The sequence below is a fragment of the Methylococcus geothermalis genome, from assembly GCF_012769535.1.
In the GTDB taxonomy this organism is placed as follows: Bacteria; Pseudomonadota; Gammaproteobacteria; order Methylococcales; family Methylococcaceae; genus Methylococcus; species Methylococcus geothermalis.
Genome location: NZ_CP046565.1, coordinates 2768203 through 2788724 on the forward strand (window position 1 = coordinate 2768203; position 20522 = coordinate 2788724).

20 protein-coding genes are annotated in these 20522 nt (G+C 64.6%); 12 read left to right on the forward strand and 8 right to left on the reverse strand.

The features are described 5' to 3' along the window. Positions 1-114 precede the first annotated feature (114 nt). Positions 115-429, forward strand: coding sequence for a DUF6156 family protein (locus GNH96_RS12865; protein WP_169604037.1), 315 nt, complete (start codon positions 115-117; stop codon positions 427-429). A 1-nt stretch (position 430) separates the two neighbouring features. On the opposite strand, the gene GNH96_RS12870 is transcribed toward GNH96_RS12865, so the two are convergent. Further along, entirely contained in the window at positions 431-1246 is an 816-nt protein-coding gene (locus tag GNH96_RS12870) for a spermine/spermidine synthase domain-containing protein (RefSeq protein ID WP_169604038.1), read from the reverse strand. A gap of 347 nt (positions 1247-1593) precedes the next feature. On the opposite strand from GNH96_RS12870, the gene GNH96_RS12875 reads away from it, so the two are divergent. Beyond that, on the forward strand, positions 1594-2604 hold the full coding sequence (locus GNH96_RS12875; protein WP_169604039.1) for an alpha/beta hydrolase: 1011 nt from the start codon (positions 1594-1596) through the stop codon (positions 2602-2604). Between the two features lie 10 nt (positions 2605-2614). Here the strand turns inward: GNH96_RS12875 and GNH96_RS12880 are convergent, their stop codons facing one another. Next, complete coding sequence (locus tag GNH96_RS12880) at positions 2615-4918, reverse strand: Tex family protein (RefSeq protein ID WP_169604040.1); 2304 nt, start codon at positions 4916-4918, stop codon at positions 2615-2617. A gap of 267 nt (positions 4919-5185) precedes the next feature. On the opposite strand from GNH96_RS12880, the gene GNH96_RS12885 reads away from it, so the two are divergent. The 9 genes from GNH96_RS12885 to GNH96_RS12925 all read left to right on the forward strand — a co-directional run bounded on the left by GNH96_RS12885 (position 5186) and on the right by GNH96_RS12925 (position 12614). Further along, complete coding sequence (locus GNH96_RS12885; protein WP_169604041.1) at positions 5186-5545, forward strand: HPF/RaiA family ribosome-associated protein; 360 nt, start codon at positions 5186-5188, stop codon at positions 5543-5545. A 137-nt stretch (positions 5546-5682) separates the two neighbouring features. Continuing rightward, the gene (locus GNH96_RS12890) at positions 5683-6819 is read left to right on the forward strand and encodes a Glu/Leu/Phe/Val family dehydrogenase (protein ID WP_169604042.1); all 1137 of its coding nucleotides are present in this window, start codon (positions 5683-5685) and stop codon (positions 6817-6819) included. A 182-nt stretch (positions 6820-7001) separates the two neighbouring features. Then, on the forward strand, positions 7002-7640 hold the full coding sequence (locus GNH96_RS12895; protein WP_228719860.1) for a hypothetical protein: 639 nt from the start codon (positions 7002-7004) through the stop codon (positions 7638-7640). A 92-nt stretch (positions 7641-7732) separates the two neighbouring features. Next, positions 7733-8704, forward strand: coding sequence for a DNA/RNA non-specific endonuclease (locus GNH96_RS12900; RefSeq protein ID WP_169604044.1), 972 nt, complete (start codon positions 7733-7735; stop codon positions 8702-8704). A 10-nt stretch (positions 8705-8714) separates the two neighbouring features. Continuing rightward, positions 8715-10031, forward strand: coding sequence for a PepSY-associated TM helix domain-containing protein (locus tag GNH96_RS12905; RefSeq protein WP_169604045.1), 1317 nt, complete (start codon positions 8715-8717; stop codon positions 10029-10031). 24 nt (positions 10032-10055) lie between these two features. Continuing rightward, positions 10056-10634, forward strand: coding sequence for a hypothetical protein (locus GNH96_RS12910; RefSeq protein ID WP_228719861.1), 579 nt, complete (start codon positions 10056-10058; stop codon positions 10632-10634). Positions 10635-10788: 154 nt separating this feature from the next. Continuing rightward, positions 10789-11151, forward strand: coding sequence for a hypothetical protein (locus tag GNH96_RS12915; RefSeq protein WP_228719862.1), 363 nt, complete (start codon positions 10789-10791; stop codon positions 11149-11151). A gap of 257 nt (positions 11152-11408) precedes the next feature. Next, positions 11409-11855, forward strand: coding sequence for a hypothetical protein (locus GNH96_RS12920; RefSeq protein WP_169604046.1), 447 nt, complete (start codon positions 11409-11411; stop codon positions 11853-11855). Between the two features lie 153 nt (positions 11856-12008). Further along, positions 12009-12614, forward strand: coding sequence for a peroxiredoxin (locus GNH96_RS12925; RefSeq protein WP_169604047.1), 606 nt, complete (start codon positions 12009-12011; stop codon positions 12612-12614). 67 nt (positions 12615-12681) lie between these two features. Here the strand turns inward: GNH96_RS12925 and GNH96_RS12930 are convergent, their stop codons facing one another. Together GNH96_RS12930 and cysK are read right to left on the reverse strand one after the other, a co-directional pair. Continuing rightward, complete coding sequence (locus GNH96_RS12930; protein ID WP_169604048.1) at positions 12682-12966, reverse strand: hypothetical protein; 285 nt, start codon at positions 12964-12966, stop codon at positions 12682-12684. 102 nt (positions 12967-13068) lie between these two features. After that, positions 13069-14001 carry a cysteine synthase A gene (gene cysK, locus GNH96_RS12935; RefSeq protein WP_169604049.1) on the reverse strand — a complete coding sequence of 311 codons (933 nt, stop codon included), beginning with the start codon at positions 13999-14001 and terminating at the stop codon, positions 13069-13071. 196 nt (positions 14002-14197) lie between these two features. Between cysK and GNH96_RS12940 the strand changes: the two genes are divergently transcribed. Then, positions 14198-15358 carry a MalY/PatB family protein gene (locus GNH96_RS12940; protein ID WP_169604050.1) on the forward strand — a complete coding sequence of 387 codons (1161 nt, stop codon included), beginning with the start codon at positions 14198-14200 and terminating at the stop codon, positions 15356-15358. Between the two features lie 9 nt (positions 15359-15367). Here GNH96_RS12940 and GNH96_RS12945 read toward each other — a convergent pair whose 3' ends face one another. The 4 genes from GNH96_RS12945 to GNH96_RS12960 all read right to left on the reverse strand — a co-directional run bounded on the left by GNH96_RS12945 (position 15368) and on the right by GNH96_RS12960 (position 19989). Further along, positions 15368-15829, reverse strand: a complete 462-nt coding sequence (locus tag GNH96_RS12945; protein ID WP_169604051.1) for a metallophosphoesterase family protein — start codon at positions 15827-15829, stop codon at positions 15368-15370. Between the two features lie 18 nt (positions 15830-15847). Next, the gene (zwf, locus tag GNH96_RS12950) at positions 15848-17362 is read right to left on the reverse strand and encodes a glucose-6-phosphate dehydrogenase (RefSeq protein ID WP_169604052.1); all 1515 of its coding nucleotides are present in this window, start codon (positions 17360-17362) and stop codon (positions 15848-15850) included. Further along, positions 17359-18369 (reverse strand): phosphogluconate dehydrogenase (NAD(+)-dependent, decarboxylating), encoded by a 1011-nt coding sequence (gnd, locus tag GNH96_RS12955; RefSeq protein ID WP_169604053.1) that lies wholly within the window; start codon positions 18367-18369, stop codon positions 17359-17361. Before gnd ends, zwf begins: the two co-directional genes overlap by 4 nt. A 114-nt stretch (positions 18370-18483) precedes the next feature. Continuing rightward, positions 18484-19989 carry a dynamin family protein gene (locus GNH96_RS12960; RefSeq protein WP_228719863.1) on the reverse strand — a complete coding sequence of 502 codons (1506 nt, stop codon included), beginning with the start codon at positions 19987-19989 and terminating at the stop codon, positions 18484-18486. Between the last annotated feature and the right edge of the window lie 533 nt (positions 19990-20522).

Sequence of the window (20522 nt, forward strand, 5' to 3'; positions counted from 1 at the left end):
CGAGTCAAAACTCGTAATGTTGATGGCTTTTCACACAGCATCCTGTCGCCATTCCATGCCGGCAGGAACCTATGCCATCATCGCCCCTCCACGAATACAGCCCCTGGTGAAACCATGCCCGATGCGACTGCCGGCGCTCCACGATTCTTCCTGACCTACAGCGGCGTGAGCCTGCCCCTCAACCTGATGACCGAACTGGAACCGCAACAGATCGGCCACCGGAATACCTACTTTCAGGGCCATTTCGACGACCAGGGCCGTCTGGTCGGTCTGCGGAAGATGGTTTACGGGGAAGTCGAAATGGAACACCGTTACGCCTATCACCAGAACGGCAAACTCAAGCGGGCGGAAATCACCGACGCCGACGGCGAACTCACCGTATTGGATTTCGACGAAGCGGGCCTGCGCCTCACCGCCGCCGCGGACTGAATCAGCCGAAGAGGGCGCGGTTCGACTGCTGCAGGGCGCGTAGGAAACGACTGAATTCGATGCCCAGGCCGGCTTCGAGCCGCCGGGCCCGCTGCGCCATCGCCCTGGCAGTCGCCGGTTCCGGTTCGGACCCAAGCGCAAACCCGATCAGGTTGCCCCGGCCCGGAACCGCCAATCGGAAGGAGGGCCCGTCGAAGGCTGTCGCCATCATCCCCAGCACCCGCTTGCAGGCCATGGCTTGTGTGCCCCAGAGATTGATGCCGAACACGCCTTCCCTCCGCAGCGCGCCGGCGCAGTCCAGATAGAGCGGCTCGTCTCCCACCAGGGGCGCCATGCCTTGTGCATCGAACAGATCCACAAGAATGAGATCGTAGGAGCAGGGCCGTTCCGTCCTCGCCTCTTTCACGAACTCGGCGGCATCCCCGACCGTGACCGACAAGCGCGGATCCTCCGGCAGACCGAAGAAACGGTGAGCGGCCTGGACGACCATCTCGCGCTGCTCCACCACGTCGATGCGGCTCGCCGGCAAGTGCTGGAACAAGGCCTTCGCCAAAGAGCCGCCGCCGAGTCCGAGCAGCAGAATGGCGGCGGGCTCCGGCTGGAACAGCAGCGCGCTCAGCAGGGCGCGGACATACGGCAGCTCCACCCTGTCCGGCTCCTGAAGGCACATGGCGCTCTGGCGAGCCGGCGTCCCGAAATGCAGGGTCCTCACGCCGAAGGCGTCAACCACTTCGATGGAACCGTATCCATCGCGGGCGAAGTGGACGAGGGACCCGCCGAACTTCTGCGGTGTCGGATCATTTTTCGGCAAAGGCATCAACGCTCCCGGTAAGGATGCGCCGGGTCATATCCCACAGAAACTGAGGCGATTGCCTCAGTCTCGCGCTTCCCCGACGCCCTCGTGTGGCCGTTGTCCCGGACTGCGCGCCGCCTGCAGGGAGAGGCACGGCTTTTGCGTAAAGTAACCACCGAACACTTTGCCTTTTCTGGGGTAGACCAGGGACCGACACACTTCTTCTTCGCGAAGACTGCATTCTCCTCTCCCAAGTCTTGCACTCACGTCCTCTCCATCGACTGCTCGTCCCTGGTTCATTTTCCCCCTAAGGGGGCTCGTGTTCCGGCTGTATAATCCGGGGCCATCCATTCTCTCACCGCATGTCCGCCATGCACCGCCGTTTCCGCTTCAGGTCCAGTCATGCCCTGGTTTGCCTGGCACTCCTCGCGATGCAGACAGCCTGCGCCCCGCTGATCAATCGCCCCGGCCCGGAAGCGACGGTGCCGCGGCTGCACACCGCGCATTTCGTCGCCGCCGACGGAGCGGTGTTGCCGGTCCGGCACTGGCTGCCACGCGCTGCGCGCCCCAAGGCCGTGATCGTCGCCCTGCATGGCTTCAACGACTACAGCCACGCGTTCGAACCTTTGGGAAGCTACCTGGAGATCCGCGGCATCGGCTGCTATGCCTACGACCAGCGCGGCTTCGGCCTGGCGCCGGGGCGCGGGCTCTGGGCCGGTGTCGAGGCCTACGCCCGCGATCTCGAGGCCATCGTCGGACAGGTCCGGGCACGGCATCCCGGCGTACCCGTCTACGTGCTCGGAGAAAGCATGGGCGGCGCCGTGGCCATCGTCGCCATGACTTCCGCCCTGCCTCCGCGGGCCGACGGCCTCATCCTGTCGGCGCCGGCAGTGTGGTCGCGGGAGACCATGCCCTGGTACCAGCGCTCCCTGCTGGCCTTGAGTTCGCATACCGTGCCCTGGCTCCGTCTCACCGGCGAAGGACTGGGGGTGATGGCGTCGGACAATATCGAGATGCTCCGCGGCCTGGGGCGCGACCCCAATGTCATCAAGGCCACCCGGGTCGACGCGATCCACGGCCTGGCGGACCTGATGGACGCCGCCCAGGAGCGGGTCGCGGCGCTGCGGACGCCGACCCTGGTCCTCTACGGCGAACGCGACGAAATCATTCCGCGGCCACCGGTCATGGCCCTGCTGGGCAAGCTCCCGCCTGGCACCCGCTTCGCCTATTACCGGCAGGGCTATCATCTGCTGCTGCGAGACCTGCAGGCCGACAAACCCTGGCGCGACATCGCGGCCTGGGTGACGGCGCCATCGGAACCGCTACCGTCCGGCGCCGAAAGGCAGGCAGCCGAAGGCTTCCCCGCGCCGGACGACACCTGAAACACAAAACTCAAGGCCCCCGCTTCAAAGCCTGCGCCAACGCCTCGGCCATGGCGCCTTGCGGGGCCGCCTGCGGCGCGGGCTTGCGCGACCTTCCGGCCGGCTCACCTGCTTCCCGGCGCGGCTGGGACGCGTCGCCCTTGACGGCCGGCGCCGCGTCACTGCGCATGGACAGGGCGATCCGCTTGCGCGGAATGTCCACCTCCACCACCTTCACCTTGACCACGTCCCCGGTCTTGACCACTTCGCGCGGATCGCGCACGAACTTGTCCGCCAGATGGGAGATGTGGACCAGGCCGTCCTGATGCACGCCGATGTCGACGAAAGCGCCGAAATTGGTGACGTTGGTCACCACGCCTTCCAGCCTCATGCCGGGCTCGAGGTCCTTGAGCTCGGTGACGCCTTCCTTGAAACGGGCCATCGTGAACGCCGGGCGGGGATCGCGGCCGGGCTTTTCCAGTTCGCGGAAGATGTCGGTGACGGTCGGCAAGCCGAAACGCTCGTCCGTGAACTGCTCGGCGTTCACACTGCGCAGGAAGGCCGCGTTGCCGATCAGCTCGCGGATGTCCTTGCCGGTACGCTGGATGATCTTCTCTACCACGGGATAGGCCTCCGGGTGTACGGCCGAGGTATCCAGCGGATTTTCGCCGTTGGCGATGCGCAGGAAGCCGGCGGCCTGCTCGAAAGCCTTGGGGCCGAGCCGCGAGACCTTCTTCAGCTGCTCGCGGTTGGTGAAGGGGCCGTGCTGGTTGCGGTATTCCACGATGTTCTGCCCCAGGCTCTGCGACAGGCCGGAGACATAGCGCAGCAGCGACACCGATGCGGTGTTGACGTCCACGCCCACGGCGTTCACGCAGTCCTCGACCACTGCGTCGAGGCTGCGGCCGAGCTGGGTCGGGTTGACGTCGTGCTGGTATTGGCCGACGCCGATCGACTTGGGATCGATCTTGACCAGCTCCGCCAGCGGATCCTGCAGACGGCGGGCGATCGAGACCGCGCCGCGCAGGGATACGTCGAGATCGGGAAGCTCGCGCGCCGCCAGTTCCGAAGCCGAATACACCGAAGCCCCCGCCTCCGACACCACGATCCGGGTGATCGGCAATGCCGGATGCCGCTGCATCAGCTCCGCCACCAACCGGTCGGTCTCGCGTGAGGCGGTACCGTTGCCGATGCTCACCAGATTAACGCCGTGACGGGCGATCAGCGCCGCCAGCGTGGCGATGGACTGGTCCCACTGGTTTCTGGGCACGTGCGGATAAATCGTATCGGTCGCCACCAGTTTGCCGGTACCGTCGACGACGGCGACCTTGACCCCGGTGCGCAGCCCCGGATCCAACCCCATCGTGGCGCGCTGGCCCGCCGGCGCGGCCAGCAGCAGGTCCTTCAAATTGCTGGCAAAGACTCGGATGGCCTCGGCCTCCGCCGCCTCGCGCAGGCGCTGCATCAGATCGAGTTCGATACGGGTCAGGAGCTTCACCTTCCAAGCCAACCGCACGGTTTCCAACAACCAGGAGTCGGCCGGACGGCCGCGGTCGGCGATGCCGAAGGTGCCGGCGATGCGATGCTCGGCGAAACGGCGACCGGCTTCCTCGTCCTTGGCCACCCGCAAATCCAGCAGCAGGACGTCTTCGTTGCGTCCCCGCAGCAGGGCCAGTGCCCGGTGCGAGGGAATCCTGGCAAGCGCCTCCTCGTATTCGAAATAGTCCTTGAACTTCGCGCCTTCCTGCTCCTTTCCCGAAGCCAGGGATGAAACCAGGATTCCCTCGTTCCAGACCTTCTCGCGCAGCTCGCCGGCCAGGGCCGCATCCTCGGCGAAGCGCTCCATCAGGATCTGGCGGGCGCCATCCAGCGCCGCCACGGCATCGGCCACGCCCTTGCCGGCGTCGACGTAGCCGGCCGCCATGGCGATCGGATCGAGCCCGGGATCGGCCAGCAGCGCATCGGCCAGGGGTTCCAGGCCGGCTTCGCGGGCGATCTGGGCCTTGGTGCGCCGCTTCGGTTTGTAGGGCAGATAAAGGTCTTCCAGCAAGGTCTTGGTGTCGGCCTCGCGGATGGCCCGTTCCAACGCCGGCGTCAGCTTGCCCTGCTCGGCGATGCTGGCCAGGACGGCCTCGCGCCGGTCGTTCAGCTCCCGTAGGTAGATCAGCCGGACCTCCAGCGTGCGCAGTTGGGTGTCATCCAGCCCGCCGGTCGCCTCTTTTCGGTAGCGCGCAATGAAAGGCACGGTGGCGCCTTCGTCCAGCAGCGACGCCGCCGCCCGCACCTGGCGCGCCTGGACGCCGAGTTCCTCCGCGATGCGAACGATCACATCCATCGTCTTAGATCCTTGAGAACCAGTGAAAGGGGTCGAATTTTAGCAGTCCCGTCCGGCATGACACAGCCGGAACAGCCCCCTTTGGGACGGCGCGCGTTCGACACCGCCCCGAACCAATGCAATAATGCGCAATTAGGTTGCGGTTTAAAGCGCGCCTCGCGACCGGGAAGAGCGGGCCGGTTCGGCATGAACGCGAAAATAACGAAGGATTTCGGCCCAACGCCTTTTCCCTGATCATACTCATTCAAAAAGTTATCGGGATCGATTATGCAAGTACCTCTGGAGATTACGTTTCGTGGCATTCCACACTCCGACGCGGTGGAAGCCAAGATTCGCGAAAAAGCCGGCAAGCTGGAGCAGTTCTGCGACCACATCATCAGTTGCCGGGTGGCCGTGGAAGCCGATCACCACCACCAGCACCAAGGCAATCTCTACCATGTGCGCATCGACCTTGCGGTTCCGAACAAGCATCTCGTGGTGAGCCGGGAACATCACGACAAGCAGGCGCACGAAGACCTCTACGTCGCATTGCGCGACGCCTTCGATGCGCTCAAGCGCCAGCTCGAAGAATACGTCCGCATCCAGCGCGGCGAAGTGAAAAACCATCAGGCGCCGCAGGCGATCTGACGTCTCAGGACCCGCCGCCCCGGCGGTCGGGTCCCTTTCCGAATCCGTCCTTGGCGGGAACCCACCGCTAATTGTAATACGGGCGGATTAGCCTGTTAGGCTTGACGACGATCAGTCCTGACCTACAGGAGCCTTGCATGAGGGACATCCTCGACCCTGCCGACGCGTTCGGCCCCGCCCGCATCATCCATGTCTGGGAGCCTTCGCTCGCACTGAAGGCCACCGTCATCATCGACAACAACGCCTTGGGCCCGGCGATCGGGGGGTTGCGGATCGCGCCCGCGGCGACCACCGGCGAGTGTTGCAGGCTCGCCCGCACCATGACCCTCAAGAGTGCGGCCGCCGACCTTCCCCATGGCGGCGGCGTCGCTGTGCTCCACACATCGCCGGAAGACCTCCAGACCGCCCGCAGACAGCATCTTGTCCGGGCGCTCGCGGCCGCGCTGCGCAACGAAGACCAGTTCATCTTCGCGCCGGATCTGGGATCGGATGAAACCACCATGGCCTGGATCCGGGATGAACACGCCCGAGCGGTCGGTTTGCCGCGCGAACTGGGCGGCATCGCTTTGAGCCGTATCGGCGCGGCCGGCTGGGGACTCTTCCATGCCACCGAGGTCGCGCTGCTGTATTGCGACTTCAAGCTCGAAGACGCAAGGGTGGTCATCCAGGGATTCGGCGCGGTTGGCCAGAACGCCGCGCGCTACCTCGCCGAAAACGGCGCCCTCGTGGTGGGCGTCTCCGACAGGGGCGGGACGCTCTACCACCCGAGAGGACTCGATATCGGGGACCTGATCGAACTCAAGAAAAACGGCGGCAGCGTGGCCGACTCGACCGAAGGCGAGCGCCTGGAGCGGGACGCGGCGGTCGATCTGGCCTGTGACATCTGGATACCGGCTGCCGGAGCCGACGCCCTCACCCAGGATAACGTCGCCCGGCTCAAGGCTCGCCTGGTGGTCGAAGGTGCCGACGCTTCTCTTTCGCCGTCGGCGGAACGCTATCTGCACGAAAAAGGGGTCATCTGCATCCCCGACTTCATCGCCAACGCCGGCGGGCTGATCGGAGCGGCATTGGAATACCGGGGCGCCAACAAAGCCCAGGTCCTCAGCGCCATCAAGGAAAAAATCCGGCGCAACACGGAAAAGATATTGGAAGCCGTCGAAACCGACGGCAGCCTGCCGCGCCAGGCGGCGGCCCAGCTTGCGGAAAAGCCGATTGCGAAGGCCATGGGATACCGTCGTTGGAGCGGGCTTTCCGGCGATCCGGCGTCGGCCTGAGGACCCGCCCACGGCCTCCTTCCGCGAGTTTTCACACGGTGTACACTGTGTTCGCGGTTGTGCTATAAAACCACCCGATCCGTCGCGCGTGTCGCGAGCCTACCCTACGGACATTACGCTGGTCTGACGAACAGACCATTCATCCCTGTTCTAGACGGAAAGTGGTTAACACAAACATGGCGATGCAGAATTCCAAGAACGCATTTCATCTCATGAAAGCCGGCGCCCTTTCGCTGGCCTTGGCCGGAATGATGGCGGGCTGCGGCGATAACGGCAGCGCCATCCCCGCCACTTCGACCTCGGAAGCCCGGATCAGCGGAAACGTGAGCGACCAGACCGGTCCGATCGACGAAGGACGATTGCAGGTCACCGACAAGAACGGGGCGGTCATCACCTCATTCGATCTGAACGGCACCAACCATTTCGAACTGACCATCCCGGCCGGCACGGCCTATCCGATCGTCATCACCGTGACTCCCACCTCGCCGAACGCGGCATCCACGGCCCCGGTCAAAGCGGTGGTCACCAGCGACATCGCCGACCGCCAGGACGTGACCGCCGTTTCGACGATCGTGGTCGACTCAGCCATCGCCCTCGGGGGACTAACGGCAGAGAACATAGCGAAAGCCTCGGGCGGGGCCATCGGCCTGCGGCAAAGCGCGGGGGTCAGCGCAGGAGCCGGCGGCGGCGGTGCGGGTCCGGGCCAAAGTGGTGGTGGGACGGGGCGCGGCGGCCACGGTGGACATGGCGCGAGCGAAGGCTCCCATGGCGCTCACTCGGCAGCCACACCCGTGCCGGGCGCGCAACCCATGCAGCACTGATCGGCGCGCTCCGCGCCTGGCAAGCCGCTCAACCGGCCGATGCCGGTTCGGCGGCTTTTCTGTTTGTCCCATCTGCGTGTAGCCCGCTCCGTTTGCCGCCGTTCCTTCCTTTCCCCAAACGCCACGCCAAAACAGAGACACGCCGGCGCCGGGCCGCATCCCGCCCGGACCGTTTCCTCGCCGCGCGTCTTCGCGCCCCGGCACTGGGTCTGGCTCTGGTCGTTGCGCTGGCCGAATACGCCCATGAGGTCTTGTATGCGAGGCCCCGCATGGCCTATCTGGGCGTCCCCCGCGCGATCGACCGGCAACAGCCGTACACCTGGACTCATGTGCTCCGCAACCACGGTTTCATGCTCGGGTACTCGGAACTGCGCGGCAATCCGCTGTGGGTTACCTTCGCTCTGCGGCCGGTCGTGCACGCCGGGGCCGGCCACCACCGCCCCGCCCGTTTCAGCGTGGACTGGCGCAACCTGACAAGGATAGCCCCCGAGGACTACACCGGCAGCGGCTATGACCGCGGACATATGGCGCCCAACCACGCCATGGATCTCCTGTTCGGCCGCCCGGGACAGCTCGATAGTTTCTTGATGACCAACGTCACTCCGCAGAAACCGGAACTGAACCGGAAGCTGTGGGAGCGCCTCGAAGAGGTCGAACTCGACCATTTCACCCGCCGGTTCGACCGCGTCTGGGTCATCACCGGCCCTGTGTTCGACGCCCGGACCGAGCGGCTGAAATCGGCCTTCCGGATCGAAATCCCCGATGCCTTCTTCCGCATCTATGCCGCTCCCGGCACGGCGGACGAGCCGTACCTGCTGGCCTTCGTGGTTCCACAGGAAGCCGCCGGCAACGAGCCGCTGGACCGTTTCCTGACCAGCGTCGACGCCGTAGAAGCGCTCTCCGGCCTGGACTTTTTCCACGAACTCGAGGATGCCGCGGAAGAACGTCTGGAAGCGGAAATAGCGCCGGAACCCTGGGGCATCCGGGAAGCCGCCCGGCGGCCAGGACGATTTTCCGCAGAGCACCGCCGGCGAGCGCCGGCCTCACCCTCCCCCGAACCATGAGAGGCAAGGAATGACCATCGACCGGCGGCGCCGTCGCCAGCACTGGCTCAGGATCCATTCGACTCTCGCCTTGAGCCTCGGGCTGTTGTTCGTCCTCATAGGTTTCACCGGCAGCCTGAACGTGGTCGGCCCCGAACTCGACCGCTGGCTCAATCCGGAACTGTCGGTGACCGCCCGCCCCGGTGCCGAACGCTCGCCGGACACGTTGATGGCGGCCGTGAAAGCCGCTCATCCCCGGCGCTTCGGCGCCTGGCGGCTGCAATTCCCGGAATCGCCCGACCGCCCGGCGATCGCCTGGTACGACAAACCGGTCGAAACCAGCGAGGAGTCGTATGCGCCGCTCATGGTCGCCCTCGATCCCTATACGGGGAAAATACTGGCGAACCGGTTCTGGGGACATACGTCCGCGAGCTGGATCTACCGCCTGCACTCCCAATGGCTGCTCGGCGGGTTCGGCCGGACGCTCGTCGGACTGACCGGATTGGCGTGGCTGGTCAGCCTGGTCACCGGCCTGAGGCTAGGGCTGCCCGGCAGGCACCGCCTGCGCCAGGCGCTGACCCTGAAATCCCGGGCGAGCTTCAAACGCAGGATTTTCGATCTCCACCGGGTTGCCGGGATTTACAGCCTGCCCCTTCTGCTGACCGCAGTCCTCACCGGCCTGCACCTGGCATTTCCCACGGTCCTGACGACCGCGATCGGCGCTGCGGACTTCGGCCATCACGAAGCGCCCGAAGCGGAAGAAATCGCCGGCTCGACCGCCGTTTCGGGCACTCCGCTGAATCTGGCCCAAGCCATATTGATGGCGCGCGGACTGTTCCCGAACGCCGCCGTCGACAGCGTGACGACGCCGCGTGCAAGCAACGGCCTGTACCGGGTGGACTTCCGCCGGCCCGGAGAGCATCACGCCCTGACCGCCGTCTGGGTGGACCCCTACAGCGGCCAGATCCGCCAGGCCCGCAACTCCGCCCATTTCGGCCGGGGGCAGCGCTTCGTCAACGCGATTCGCCCCTTGCACAACGGCAGCCTGTTGGGCGCGCCCGGCCGGACGATGGCATTTCTGGCCGGTTTCGTGCCCTTCGCACTCTTCCTGACCGGCATCATTCACTGGCTGCACAAGCGACGGGTCGAGGTAGTCCGCTATTGTCCCCGCCTCCCCCCGGCATGGCTCCGGCTTTGGCACCGCCATGGGCCGCAGGCGCGCGGCTTGGCGTCGGCTCTCATCCGCAATATCGTCGTAGTCATCGCTCACGTCTCATCTATCCTGATCCGCAGGCTGCGGGCACTTTGGGCGCAACGGCAGCGCCACCGGACACCGCCGCACGGCTGAGCCAGCTCCGGCCGTCACAATGACGTGTACGACGCCAAAACCAAATCTTGTTATATTGGTTTTCAGGGTTTTCTCGTGACGAAAACCAAAACTTTCTTCCGTCCACTTTCGGAAAGTGTGGCGGCGGAAAAATCGGCTCAACTGTGTTGGCAGGAGAACGCATTCATGGCAAAGAGACCTTCATCCCGAGCTTCCGAAAGTACAGGTGCCGAAAGCGCCGTTGAAACCTCGCCCGAATTTTCTGCAACGGAAACTTCAGAGGAAGCCACATCCGAAACCGAAACCTCCAAGTCCACCGCGCTCACGGCGGTCGCCGTCGCCGTGGAAGGTCTGAAGGAGGGCGCCAGCCAGGCGCGCAAGGCCGCGGGAGCATTCGGTCCCGCCGTGGGCCGGACCGTCTCCAAGGCCGTCTACACGGGCTGCTACGGCATCACCTACGGCGTCGTGTTCGGTGGCCTGATGATCGGCAGCCTGATTCCCCGGAACAGCGTCCTGGCCAAAGGCGTACGCGACGGTGCGGATTCGGCAGTCAAAGCCTTCGCCAAAAGGAAGGAAGCAAAGGCCGCGATCGCCTCTTCCGAGGAAGGCCTGGCGGCCACCTGATTTGGTCCTTCGCGGACGCCATTCCCTCTATCCCCGCATCCTGCGGGGATAGTTTTTTCCGCCCCATGCGAGCGCGTCGGATTGAATTCATCGTTCTGTAACAGCTGGGGCGCAGACTGCAGAGCTCCAGGTTCCAAACATCCGGCAATCACCCGTGGCAACGCGACAAGCCCAGGCAAAGGCAGTTTCCGAAGACCGCCGGGAGATTCCCATCGTCGAATCCCGGCTCCCCGTGTGTATCGATCCGCCCGAGCCCGGAACCGTCGTTCGTTATCTCGAAAGCCTGCCGCGTGATGTCGGCTGGCTGCTGGTGACCGCCGGCATCGTCGCCGAAGTGGCGCCGGGCGTCATCGGTACGCCCTTCTGGATCGCGGGCATGCTCATTCTCTGGCCGCGGATGGGCCACCGTATGGAACGCTGGATGCACCGCCGCGCGCCCAAGCTCCTTTACGGAGGGCTCAGACAGATCGATCGTTTCCTCACCGACCTGGAGCGACGCTATCCGCGGTCCCCTTGAGTGCGAGGAAAGGCATCGGGGGAACCAGCGCGATTTCCCACGTTCCTGGGTGAAGCCACACAGCGGACGTCATACTCCCTTAAATTCCGAACGCTATCCTGATCCCCTATCCTGCGGTCTCGGCGGCCCGAAACGGCCGGCGGCGACCATGGCACTTAAATTGCTGAATGGAATCTCGAACGGGCGTGATCGCATGTCCGTCCGAAGCACGCGCAGGTCCACCTGCCACCCCCCGCTGAAAGAATACGGAGCCGCATATGTCTGATCCCTCCACCGGCCTCAATCCAGGACATCTGCACCCGCCGCACGTTCCGCCGCCAAGCGGCCCCATGAAGCATGGGGTAGCGCTTGGCCTGGAAGCCTTATGCGAACGCCTCGACCTCCTCGCCCATATCGGTCTGCCTTGCATGGTTTATTTGAACGGCCGGGGTGTGGGGCAGTTGTTCATGGGCCCCTTGCGCCGATGCGTGCGGGAAAACGGACGCATCGTGATCGAAAGCGATCAGTTCAGCCTCGGGCTGGAAGAACGAATGATGGGACGAATTTACCTGGCGGACCAGGACGACGACGGCCAATCCGGAGCCGCGGTCGAGCTCTATCACCGCGAAGGAGGTCTGATCACGCGCATCTGCGGACTCCCGGACCCCGTGGTTGGCGCGGTCTGGCAGGACCTCATGGACGCTTTCTCGCACTCCACCTTGTGAATGCCGGCGTTAGCCTATCTCTGAGTATTTTTGTGTACAATTCGGTTGCCGATTTCAGGCTCTCTCTCAAGATTTGCACGGTAGCCGGGACTGCGTAAGGCTTCGCCCGGCACCGCGAGTCAACACCGTCCATCATTCAAAGGAGATTTGTAAATGAGCGTTCTCGTAGGCAAACCGGCCCCGGACTTCAAGGCGGCGGCGGTCCTCGGCTGCGGCACCATCGTCGACAGCTACTGGTTCTCGAAGGAAACCAAGGGCAAGTATGCCGCCATCGTGTTCTACCCGCTGGATTTCACCTTCGTCTGTCCTTCGGAGCTGATCGCGCTGGATCACCGCGTCGATGAACTGAAGAAACGCGGCGTGGAAGTGATCGGCGTGTCCGTGGACTCCCAGTTCACCCACAATGCATGGCGCAACACCCCGGTCGACAAGGGCGGCATCGGCCCGGTCAGGTACACCCTGGTCGCCGACGTCAGCCATGCGATTGCCAAGGCTTACGACGTCGAAGTCGAAGGCGCGGCCGTGGCCTATCGCGGCACCTTCCTGATCGACAAGTCCGGCATCGTACGCCACCAGGTCGTCAACGACCTGCCGCTGGGCCGCAACATGGACGAACTGATTCGCATGGTGGACGCCCTGCAGTTCCACGAGGAGCATGGCGAAGTCTGCCCGGCAGGCTGGAACAAGGGCCAGAGCGGCATGAAGGCCAACCCGGAAGGGGTTGCCGCCTACCTGAGCCAGAACGCCGACAAGCTTTAAACCAGCCGAGGCAAGGTTCAAACAAAAGCACGGGCGGAGCCGGTCTCCGCCCGTGCTTTTTCTTGGCTCAGCTGTTGGTCGGAGCCCGCAGCAAGAAATAATGGCGAACGGCGACGGCGACCAAGGCGCCGACCACCACGGATGAATGCCCGATCACGCCGGCCATCATGACGGCCGATCTGGCATGGAACTCGGCCATCAGGGGTTTGGCCACGACCAGGCTCCAGATGAAATGAGGTACGTAATAGGCCAGCAGGCCGGCAAATGCCCATTGCACCGCGGGCAACCCGCGACCTTCCGCCGAACGGTAGAACCAGATCGCAATCAGAATTGCGACTATGCCGCCGATCATAACTTCTCCTCCATCGTTTTCTTATTTCGACACGGGCCTTCGCCCCACCGGACCGATAAGATACAGGACTCGCAGCCTCGGTTCACGCCGCGATCCAAGCTTTCAGTCCGCCAGATCCGCGAACAGCGGGGTGCTGAGGTAACGCTCGCCGAACGAGGGGATGATCGTCACGATCAGCTTCCCGGCATTTTCCGGGCGGCGCGCCAGTTCCAGCGCGGCCCACAGCGCCGCGCCCGAGGAAATGCCCACCAGCAGCCCCTCTTCGCGGGCCGCGCGCCGGGCGAATTCGAAGGCATCGTCGCTCTTCACCCGGATGACCTCGTCGTAAATCGAGGTATTCAGGATCGGGGGCACGAAGCCGGCGCCGATGCCCTGGATCGGATGCGGCCCCTTCTCGCCGCCGGACAGCACCGGCGAAGCATCCGGCTCCACCGCGACGCACCTGAGGGTAGGCTTGCGCGATTTCAGCACCTCGCCAACCCCGGTGATCGTGCCGCCGGTGCCGACGCCGGCCACGACGATATCGACCTTGCCATCGGTATCGCGCCAGATTTCCTCCGCCGTGGTCTTGCGGTGGATTTCCGGATTGGCGGCGTTCTTGAACTGCTGCGGCATGAAATATTTCGGATCGGAAGCCGCCAGTTCCTCGGCCTTGCGGATCGCCCCGCCCATGCCTTCCGGGCCCGGCGTCAGGATCAGCTCGGCGCCGTAGGCCCTCAGCAGCATGCGGCGCTCCTTGCTCATGGTTTCGGGCATGGTCAAAACGCAGCGGTAGCCGCGCGCGGCGCAGACCATGGCCAGGGCGATGCCGGTGTTGCCGCTGGTGGGTTCGACGATGACGGTGTCCGGGCCGAGCAGGCCGGCCTGCTCGGCGGCGTCGATCATCGCCGCACCGATGCGGTCCTTGACGCTGTGGGCCGGGTTGAAAAATTCGAGCTTGGCGACGACCTCCGCCCCGCAGCCTGCGCTGAGCCGGCGGATTCGAACCAAGGGGGTATTGCCGATGAGATCGGTGACGCTGTTGGCGATTTTCATGGATCTGGCACTCAAAATAGTCCGGGATGCTGAGGTCTTGAGCGGGCTACGTACCGCCCGTCGCGGAATTCTATATCCCCAGAGGCCAAGTGGGTTATTTCTTTTGCGAAGCGCTGCATTGCCTGCCAACCATCAGCGGCGCAAGGCGCCATCCGTTAAACTTGAGGCCCTTTGAATGACTCCGGGAGGACACCGGGTGGCTTCGGACTTCGACCTCGAAATCCCGCGCGCGGGCACCGCATCCGTCAAATACGAGGGGCGCGGCGCCTATTTCGGCAGCGACGACGTGATCCCGCTGTGGATCGCAGACATGGACTTCGCCGCGCCACCGGCGATCACGCGGGCCTTGATGGAACGCGCGGCCCATCCGATTTACGGCTACACACTCTGCCCGGACAGCCTGTACGAGGCGCTGATCGCCTGGATGAAGAAACGCCACGGCTGGGAAATCCGGCGGGAATGGATACTCCTTTCCCCCGGCGTGGTGCCCTCGCTCCATGCCGCGGTGATGGCCTTCACCCAACCCGGCGACCCCGTGGTGATCCAGCCGCCCGTGTACCATCCGTTCTTTACGGCGGTCACCGTTCCCGGCCGCCGGCTGGCGTTGAATCCATTGCGCCTGGAACAGAACCGTTACCGGATGGACTACGAGGGGCTGGAGCGCTGGGCCGCCGAGGGCGCCCGGCTCATGATCCTGTGCTCGCCGCACAATCCGGTCGGGCGGGTGTGGACACGGGACGAGCTGGGGGAAGTGCTGCGCATCGCCGAGCGCTACGGGATGATCGTGCTGTCCGACGAGATCCACCACGACCTGGTCTATCCAGGCTTCCGCCACACGCCGCTGGCCGCGCTGGCGGACAATCCTCCCCATGTCCTGACCGCGGTCGCTCCCTCCAAGACCTTCAATGTGCCGGGGCTGGGGCTGTCCGCCCTCATCGTACCGGATGCCGGCCGGCGCAAGGCCCTGCGCGAGGTCTTCGACCTCTTCCACATCGGCGCCGCGACGCCTTTCGGCATCACCGCGTTCGAAGCCGCCTACCGCGAGGGCGAAGACTGGCTGGACCGTTTGCTGCCCTATCTCGCCGAGACCCGCGACTTCGTGGCCGACTTCCTCGACCGCCACGCTCCGGCCATCCAGCCCCTTCCGGCCGAAGGCACTTACCTGCTCTGGCTGGATTGCCGCGAACTGGGAATGAGCGATGCGGAGCTGAAGCAGTTCTTCGTGCACAAGGCCCGCGTCGGCATGAACCCCGGCATCAGCTTCGGCGAGGCCGGCAGCGGGTTCATGCGCCTCAACATCGGCGCGCCGCGGCTGGTCGTCAAGGAAGCCTTGGAGCGTATCGCCGACGCGCTCTGAAATCGACGGTCAGACGCCGATCCCTTCGATCCGGGCCGATGGCTGCCCAGAGACGATGTCGATGATCGCCACGCTGACCGGCAGCTTGAAACGCCGCGGACCGGCGCTGCCGGGATTCAGATAGAGCACTCCGCCGCTTTCGCGGATTTTGGCGCGATGGGAATGGCCGGAGACCACGACGCCGAAACCCTCGGCCACCGGATCGATCGCCAGCATCCGCAGGTCGTGCAGGACATAGCAGGCAAGGCCGGCGCATTCGGCGACCGCGGTCTCGGGGAGATTCTCGGCCCAGGCGCCACGGTCGTTGTTGCCGCGCACGGCCACCACCGGCGCCAATTCGCGCAGGCGGTCGAGAATCCCGGGATGGCCGATATCGCCGGCATGGACGATGAGGTCGCTTCCTTCCAGCAGTGCGACGGCTTCGGGCCGCAGCAGACCGTGAGTGTCGGCGATGAATCCGATGCGCTTCACTGCCGCGACGGGTCCGGGTCAGAGCGGATTCGCCCAGTGCCGGCCGTCCTCTTCCAGCAGCTCATCGGCTTCTTTCGGCCCCCAGCTTCCGGCGGCATAGTTGGGAAACGCGCGCGGCGGCAGCGCCTTCCAGACATCGAGTATCGGCTGGATGACGCTCCAGCCGGCCTCGACCATGTCGGCGCGCTGGAACAGCGTGGCATCGCCCGTCATGCAGTCGTGCAGCAGCCGTTCGTAGCCGGTGCTGGAGCTGGTGCCGAAATAGTCCTCGTAGTCGAAATCCATCTTGACCGCGCCCAGCTTCATGACCGGGCCGGGCACCTTGGCACCGAACTGGAGCGAGATGCCTTCGTTCGGCTGCAGATGGATCACCAGCCGGTTGGTCTGCAACTGCTCGATCTGGGTGTTCCGGAACAGCACCAAGGGGGCGCGCCGGAACTGGATCGCGATCTCCGTCACCCGCTTGGGCATGCGCTTGCCGGTGCGCAGATAGAATGGCACCCCCGCCCAGCGCCAATTGTCCAGGTTCAGCTTCAGGGCCACGAAGGTCTCGGTATGCGAATCCGGCGCCACATTGGGCTCGGCGCGGTAGGCCGGCACCGGCTCACCGTCCACCGAACCCTCGCGATACTGGCCGCGGGCCATCCTGCTGAGCACTTCCTCCGGCGTCGGCGCCTGGATGGCGCGCAGCACCTTGGTCTGCTCATCCCGCACCGCATCGGCCTCGAACGAGATCGGCGGCTCCATGGCCGTCAGCGACAGCAGCTGGAACAGGTGGTTGGGCACCATGTCGCGCATGCAGCCGGCATTCTCGTAATAGCCGCCGCGCCGTTCGACGCCGACGGTTTCGGCGGCGGTGATCTGCACGTGGTCGATGTAGCGGCGGTTCCAGATCGGCTCGAAAATGCTGTTGGCGAAGCGGAACACCATGATGTTCTGCACGGTTTCCTTGCCGAGATAATGGTCGATACGGTAGATCTGGCGCTCATGCAGCACCTGCCGGATGTCGGCGTTCAGCGCTCTGGCCGAATCCAGGTCACGCCCGAACGGCTTTTCGATGATGACCCGCCGCCAGTGGCCGGCCGGCTCCTGCGCCATGCCTGCCCGGCCGAGCTGCTGCACGATTTCGCCGAAGAAGGCCGGCGCGGTCGCCAAGTAATAGAAATGGTTGTCCTCGATGCCGAGTTCGCCCCGGACCCGCTCGCACAGGTCCTTCAGGCGGCGGTAGTAATCGGCGTCGCGGAAATCGCCCTGAGCGAAAAAAATGCGCTCCTCCAGTCCGGTCCACAACGCATCGTCCAGCTCGATGGCGGCGAACTCGTGGATCGCGTCGGAAAGGTGCCGGCGGAAACCCTCCGTGTCCATGTCGTCGAAGGCCGCGCCGATCACCGCGAACTTCTTCGCGAGCAGCCCCGCCTTGGCGAGGTTATACAAGGCCGGGACGAGCTTGCGCTTGGTCAGGTCGCCGGTGGCCCCGAAGATGACCATGACGCAGGAATCGCCGGTATGCACCGGCGTCATGTCGGCGCTCATCGCTTTTCCTCATGGCCGCCGAATGCGAAGCGCATCGCGGACAGGATCTTGCGGGCGAACTCGTCCTCGCCCTGGGAAGAAAAGCGCTGGTACAGCGCCGCGCTGAGCACCGGCGCAGGGGTACCCTGGTCGATGGCTGTCGCGACCGTCCAGCGGCCCTCGCCGGAATCGGACACGCGGCCGCTGAAGCGCGCCAGGTCGGGATCGCGGCCCAGGACCTCGGCGGTGAGGTCGAGCAGCCACGAGGACACCACGCTGCCGCGCCGCCACAATTCGGCGATGTCGGCGATCGGCAGGTCATAGCGGTAATGCTCGGGGTGACGGAGCGGCGCGGTTTCGGCATCCGAGGCTTTGCCGGCCTTGCCGATGTTGGCGCGGCTGAGAATGTTGAACCCTTCGGAGTAGGCCGCCATCAGGCCATACTCGATGCCGTTGTGAACCATCTTGACGAAATGCCCGGCGCCGGCAGGCCCGCAATGGAGATAGCCCTGTTCGGCGGTGCTGCGGCCGTCCTTGCGGCTGGCGGTCCCGGCGATTTCACCCTTGCCCGGCGCCAAGGCCTGGAAGATGGGACCCAGATGCGCCACGGACGCCGGTTCGCCGCCTATCATCAGGCAATAGCCTCGCTCCAACCCCCAGACGCCGCCGCTGGTCCCCACGTCCACGTAGTGCAGCCCGCGCTCGGCCAGACGTTCCGCACGCCGGATGTCATCGACGTAATGGGAATTGCCGCCGTCGATCAGGATGTCCCCGGCTTCCAGCACGCCGGCGAGCTGCTCCGCCATGCGATCCACCACGACGGCCGGCAGCATCAGCCAAACCGGCCGCGGCGGGGTCAACGCCGCCACGAATTCTTCAAGCGAGGATGCGCCGGTCGCGCCTTCCGCCGCCAAGGCCTCGACCGCCGCCTGGTCGAGATCGAACACCACGCACTCATGGCCGGCGCGCAGCAGCCGCCGGACCATGTTCGCCCCCATTCGGCCCAAACCGATCATTCCCAATCGCATCTCAAACCTCCCGTTGAATGTCCGCGGTCAGCCTGCCTGCATCTGCACGCGCTCGACGACCAAAGCCTATCGCCGGAATATGAAACTTTGGGTCCCTTCGACCGCGTAGGCGAGCTAGGGCGATTCTTGCGACGGCTCCGGGCCTGGCTCGACCTCGTCCAGGATCGCTGGAACCGGTTCGGCCACAGACGCGATTTCCAGCGGTGAAACCGTCTCGACCGGCCCCACTGTTTCCGACCTGCCCGACGGATTCGTGTACAAATCGTTCAGCGACTGGATCGATTCCTTGCAGCGCTGACGGATCGCGGACAACTGAATCTCGCAGCGCCGGCTCCAGCCCATCAGGCCCGGCTTGCGGAAAAACGGCCAAGGCACGGCATTCGCCCGGAAACCGCGAACCATGTCCCAGCGGATGTTGAGCGCCTTCTGGCGTTTTTTGAGGGTCCGCACGCCGAACGCCGCAAAAATCTTGCTCAGCACGACATGGACCCGCGACCATAGCAATATCAGCCCCGCCAGCACGCCCGATCCCGCCATCACCAAGAGGTTCGGCTCCAGCGGCACGAATTCCACCATGCCGTAGCCGGCGGCCCCCAGCACCGGCAGGAAGGTCGCGCAGTCGGTCCGGATCAGGCGCTTGCGGTAGGTCTTGAAGACCTTCTCGATTTCCGGCAATGCCACGTCCTGGAACTCCTCGACCAGACGTTCCAGGGTACCGAGGATGCGGTAAGAACGCTCAATTTCGAGCTGCTGGATGCGTGCGTTGATCTCCGCCCAGTCGCGGTCGCGGCGCTGGAGATAGCGCTGGCGCAGGGTCTCGTCGGCAATGGGCACGGAGACGTCGGGCGAGAAGATCGTGTAGAACCGGCCGGTGACCAGTCCCGATTCCGCCAGAGCCCGGTGCCAGGCCGCCACCACCTCCTCCGGATTGTCCTCCCGCGCCGTCGTGTCCATCTGGTTGAGGATGAACAGGAACTTGTTGGAGTCGTGGCGCTTGATGGTTTCGGTCACCAGATAGCGCAAGGTGTCCTTCATCGCACCGGGTTCGGGATGGCGGGCGTCGAAAAACACCAGCACGAGGTCCGAGATGTCGATGATGTGCTTGGTGATCGCCAGGATGGTGTCGCGCTGCGGATCGGCGTCGAATCCGGGCGAGTCGATAATGATCTTGCCCTTGAGGAAGGGGCTGCCGCAGGTCTTAAGCTGCAGGTAGGCGTTGATGCGGTCGCCCTCGCCCTGCAGCACCTGGTCGATTTCCTTGCTGATCTGGAAGAAAGGGAAGCGGGGATCGGCATCCAGGGCGATGCCCGGCAGTGTCCGGGATTCCGTATCGTCGGAATAGCTCAGGACCGTGAACTTGTCGTCCACGGCCTGATTGCCGGTGCGCTGGATCTTGGTTTGCAGCAAGTGGTTTATGAAGGTTGACTTGCCGGCGGAAAACGTACCCAACACCGAAATCACCGGCCACCAGGATATCTGGCCGGCGCTGGCGTATTCCGGGTCGATCAGGCCCAGTTCGCGGGCGATGCTGTCCAATTCCTCGAAACTCCGCGCCGCGCCCAGCAGCACCGGATTTTCCTGGGTGAGATGCCTTTCGAGATTTTCGGAGTAGTTGGTCATGGCTTCCTGTTTGCGGAACCGGCTTGCACGGTGCCGATAGTTCGAGACCGCGACACTTTACGTGTTCCGGGCCCGCAAGTCGACGCCAAGCCTTGTCCAATGACACATGAGCCTGAACGAGGGTGCGTATTTCCAGCGTGAGATGAGCCTGAAGGGGCGTAGGTTGGGATCAGGCAGACATGATCGTGACCTTACCGACCCCAAACCTTCGAACCCTCGCCCAGGTGCGGGCCTTCGTGGCCGGTGCCGAGGCGGTTTCCTTTTGACCGATCGGGAAAGCGCCTACGCCTGGATGGCCGATGTGCTCGCCCGCTTTCGCTATCCGCATGCTGCCGCCCCGACAAAGGCGTGCTACGCCTACCTGGCCAAGGTGTCGGGACTGTCGCGGCGATAGCCCAAGCCGCCCCGCCGCCTGGGCAACTTTCATCCGCTTGGCGCCACCTCTCGCACCACTTCCAGGCGATCCAATTCCTTCCCGCTCGTCGTCACCATCCTCTCGGTCATCTCGCCCCCTCCAAAACCCAAAAGGGGAC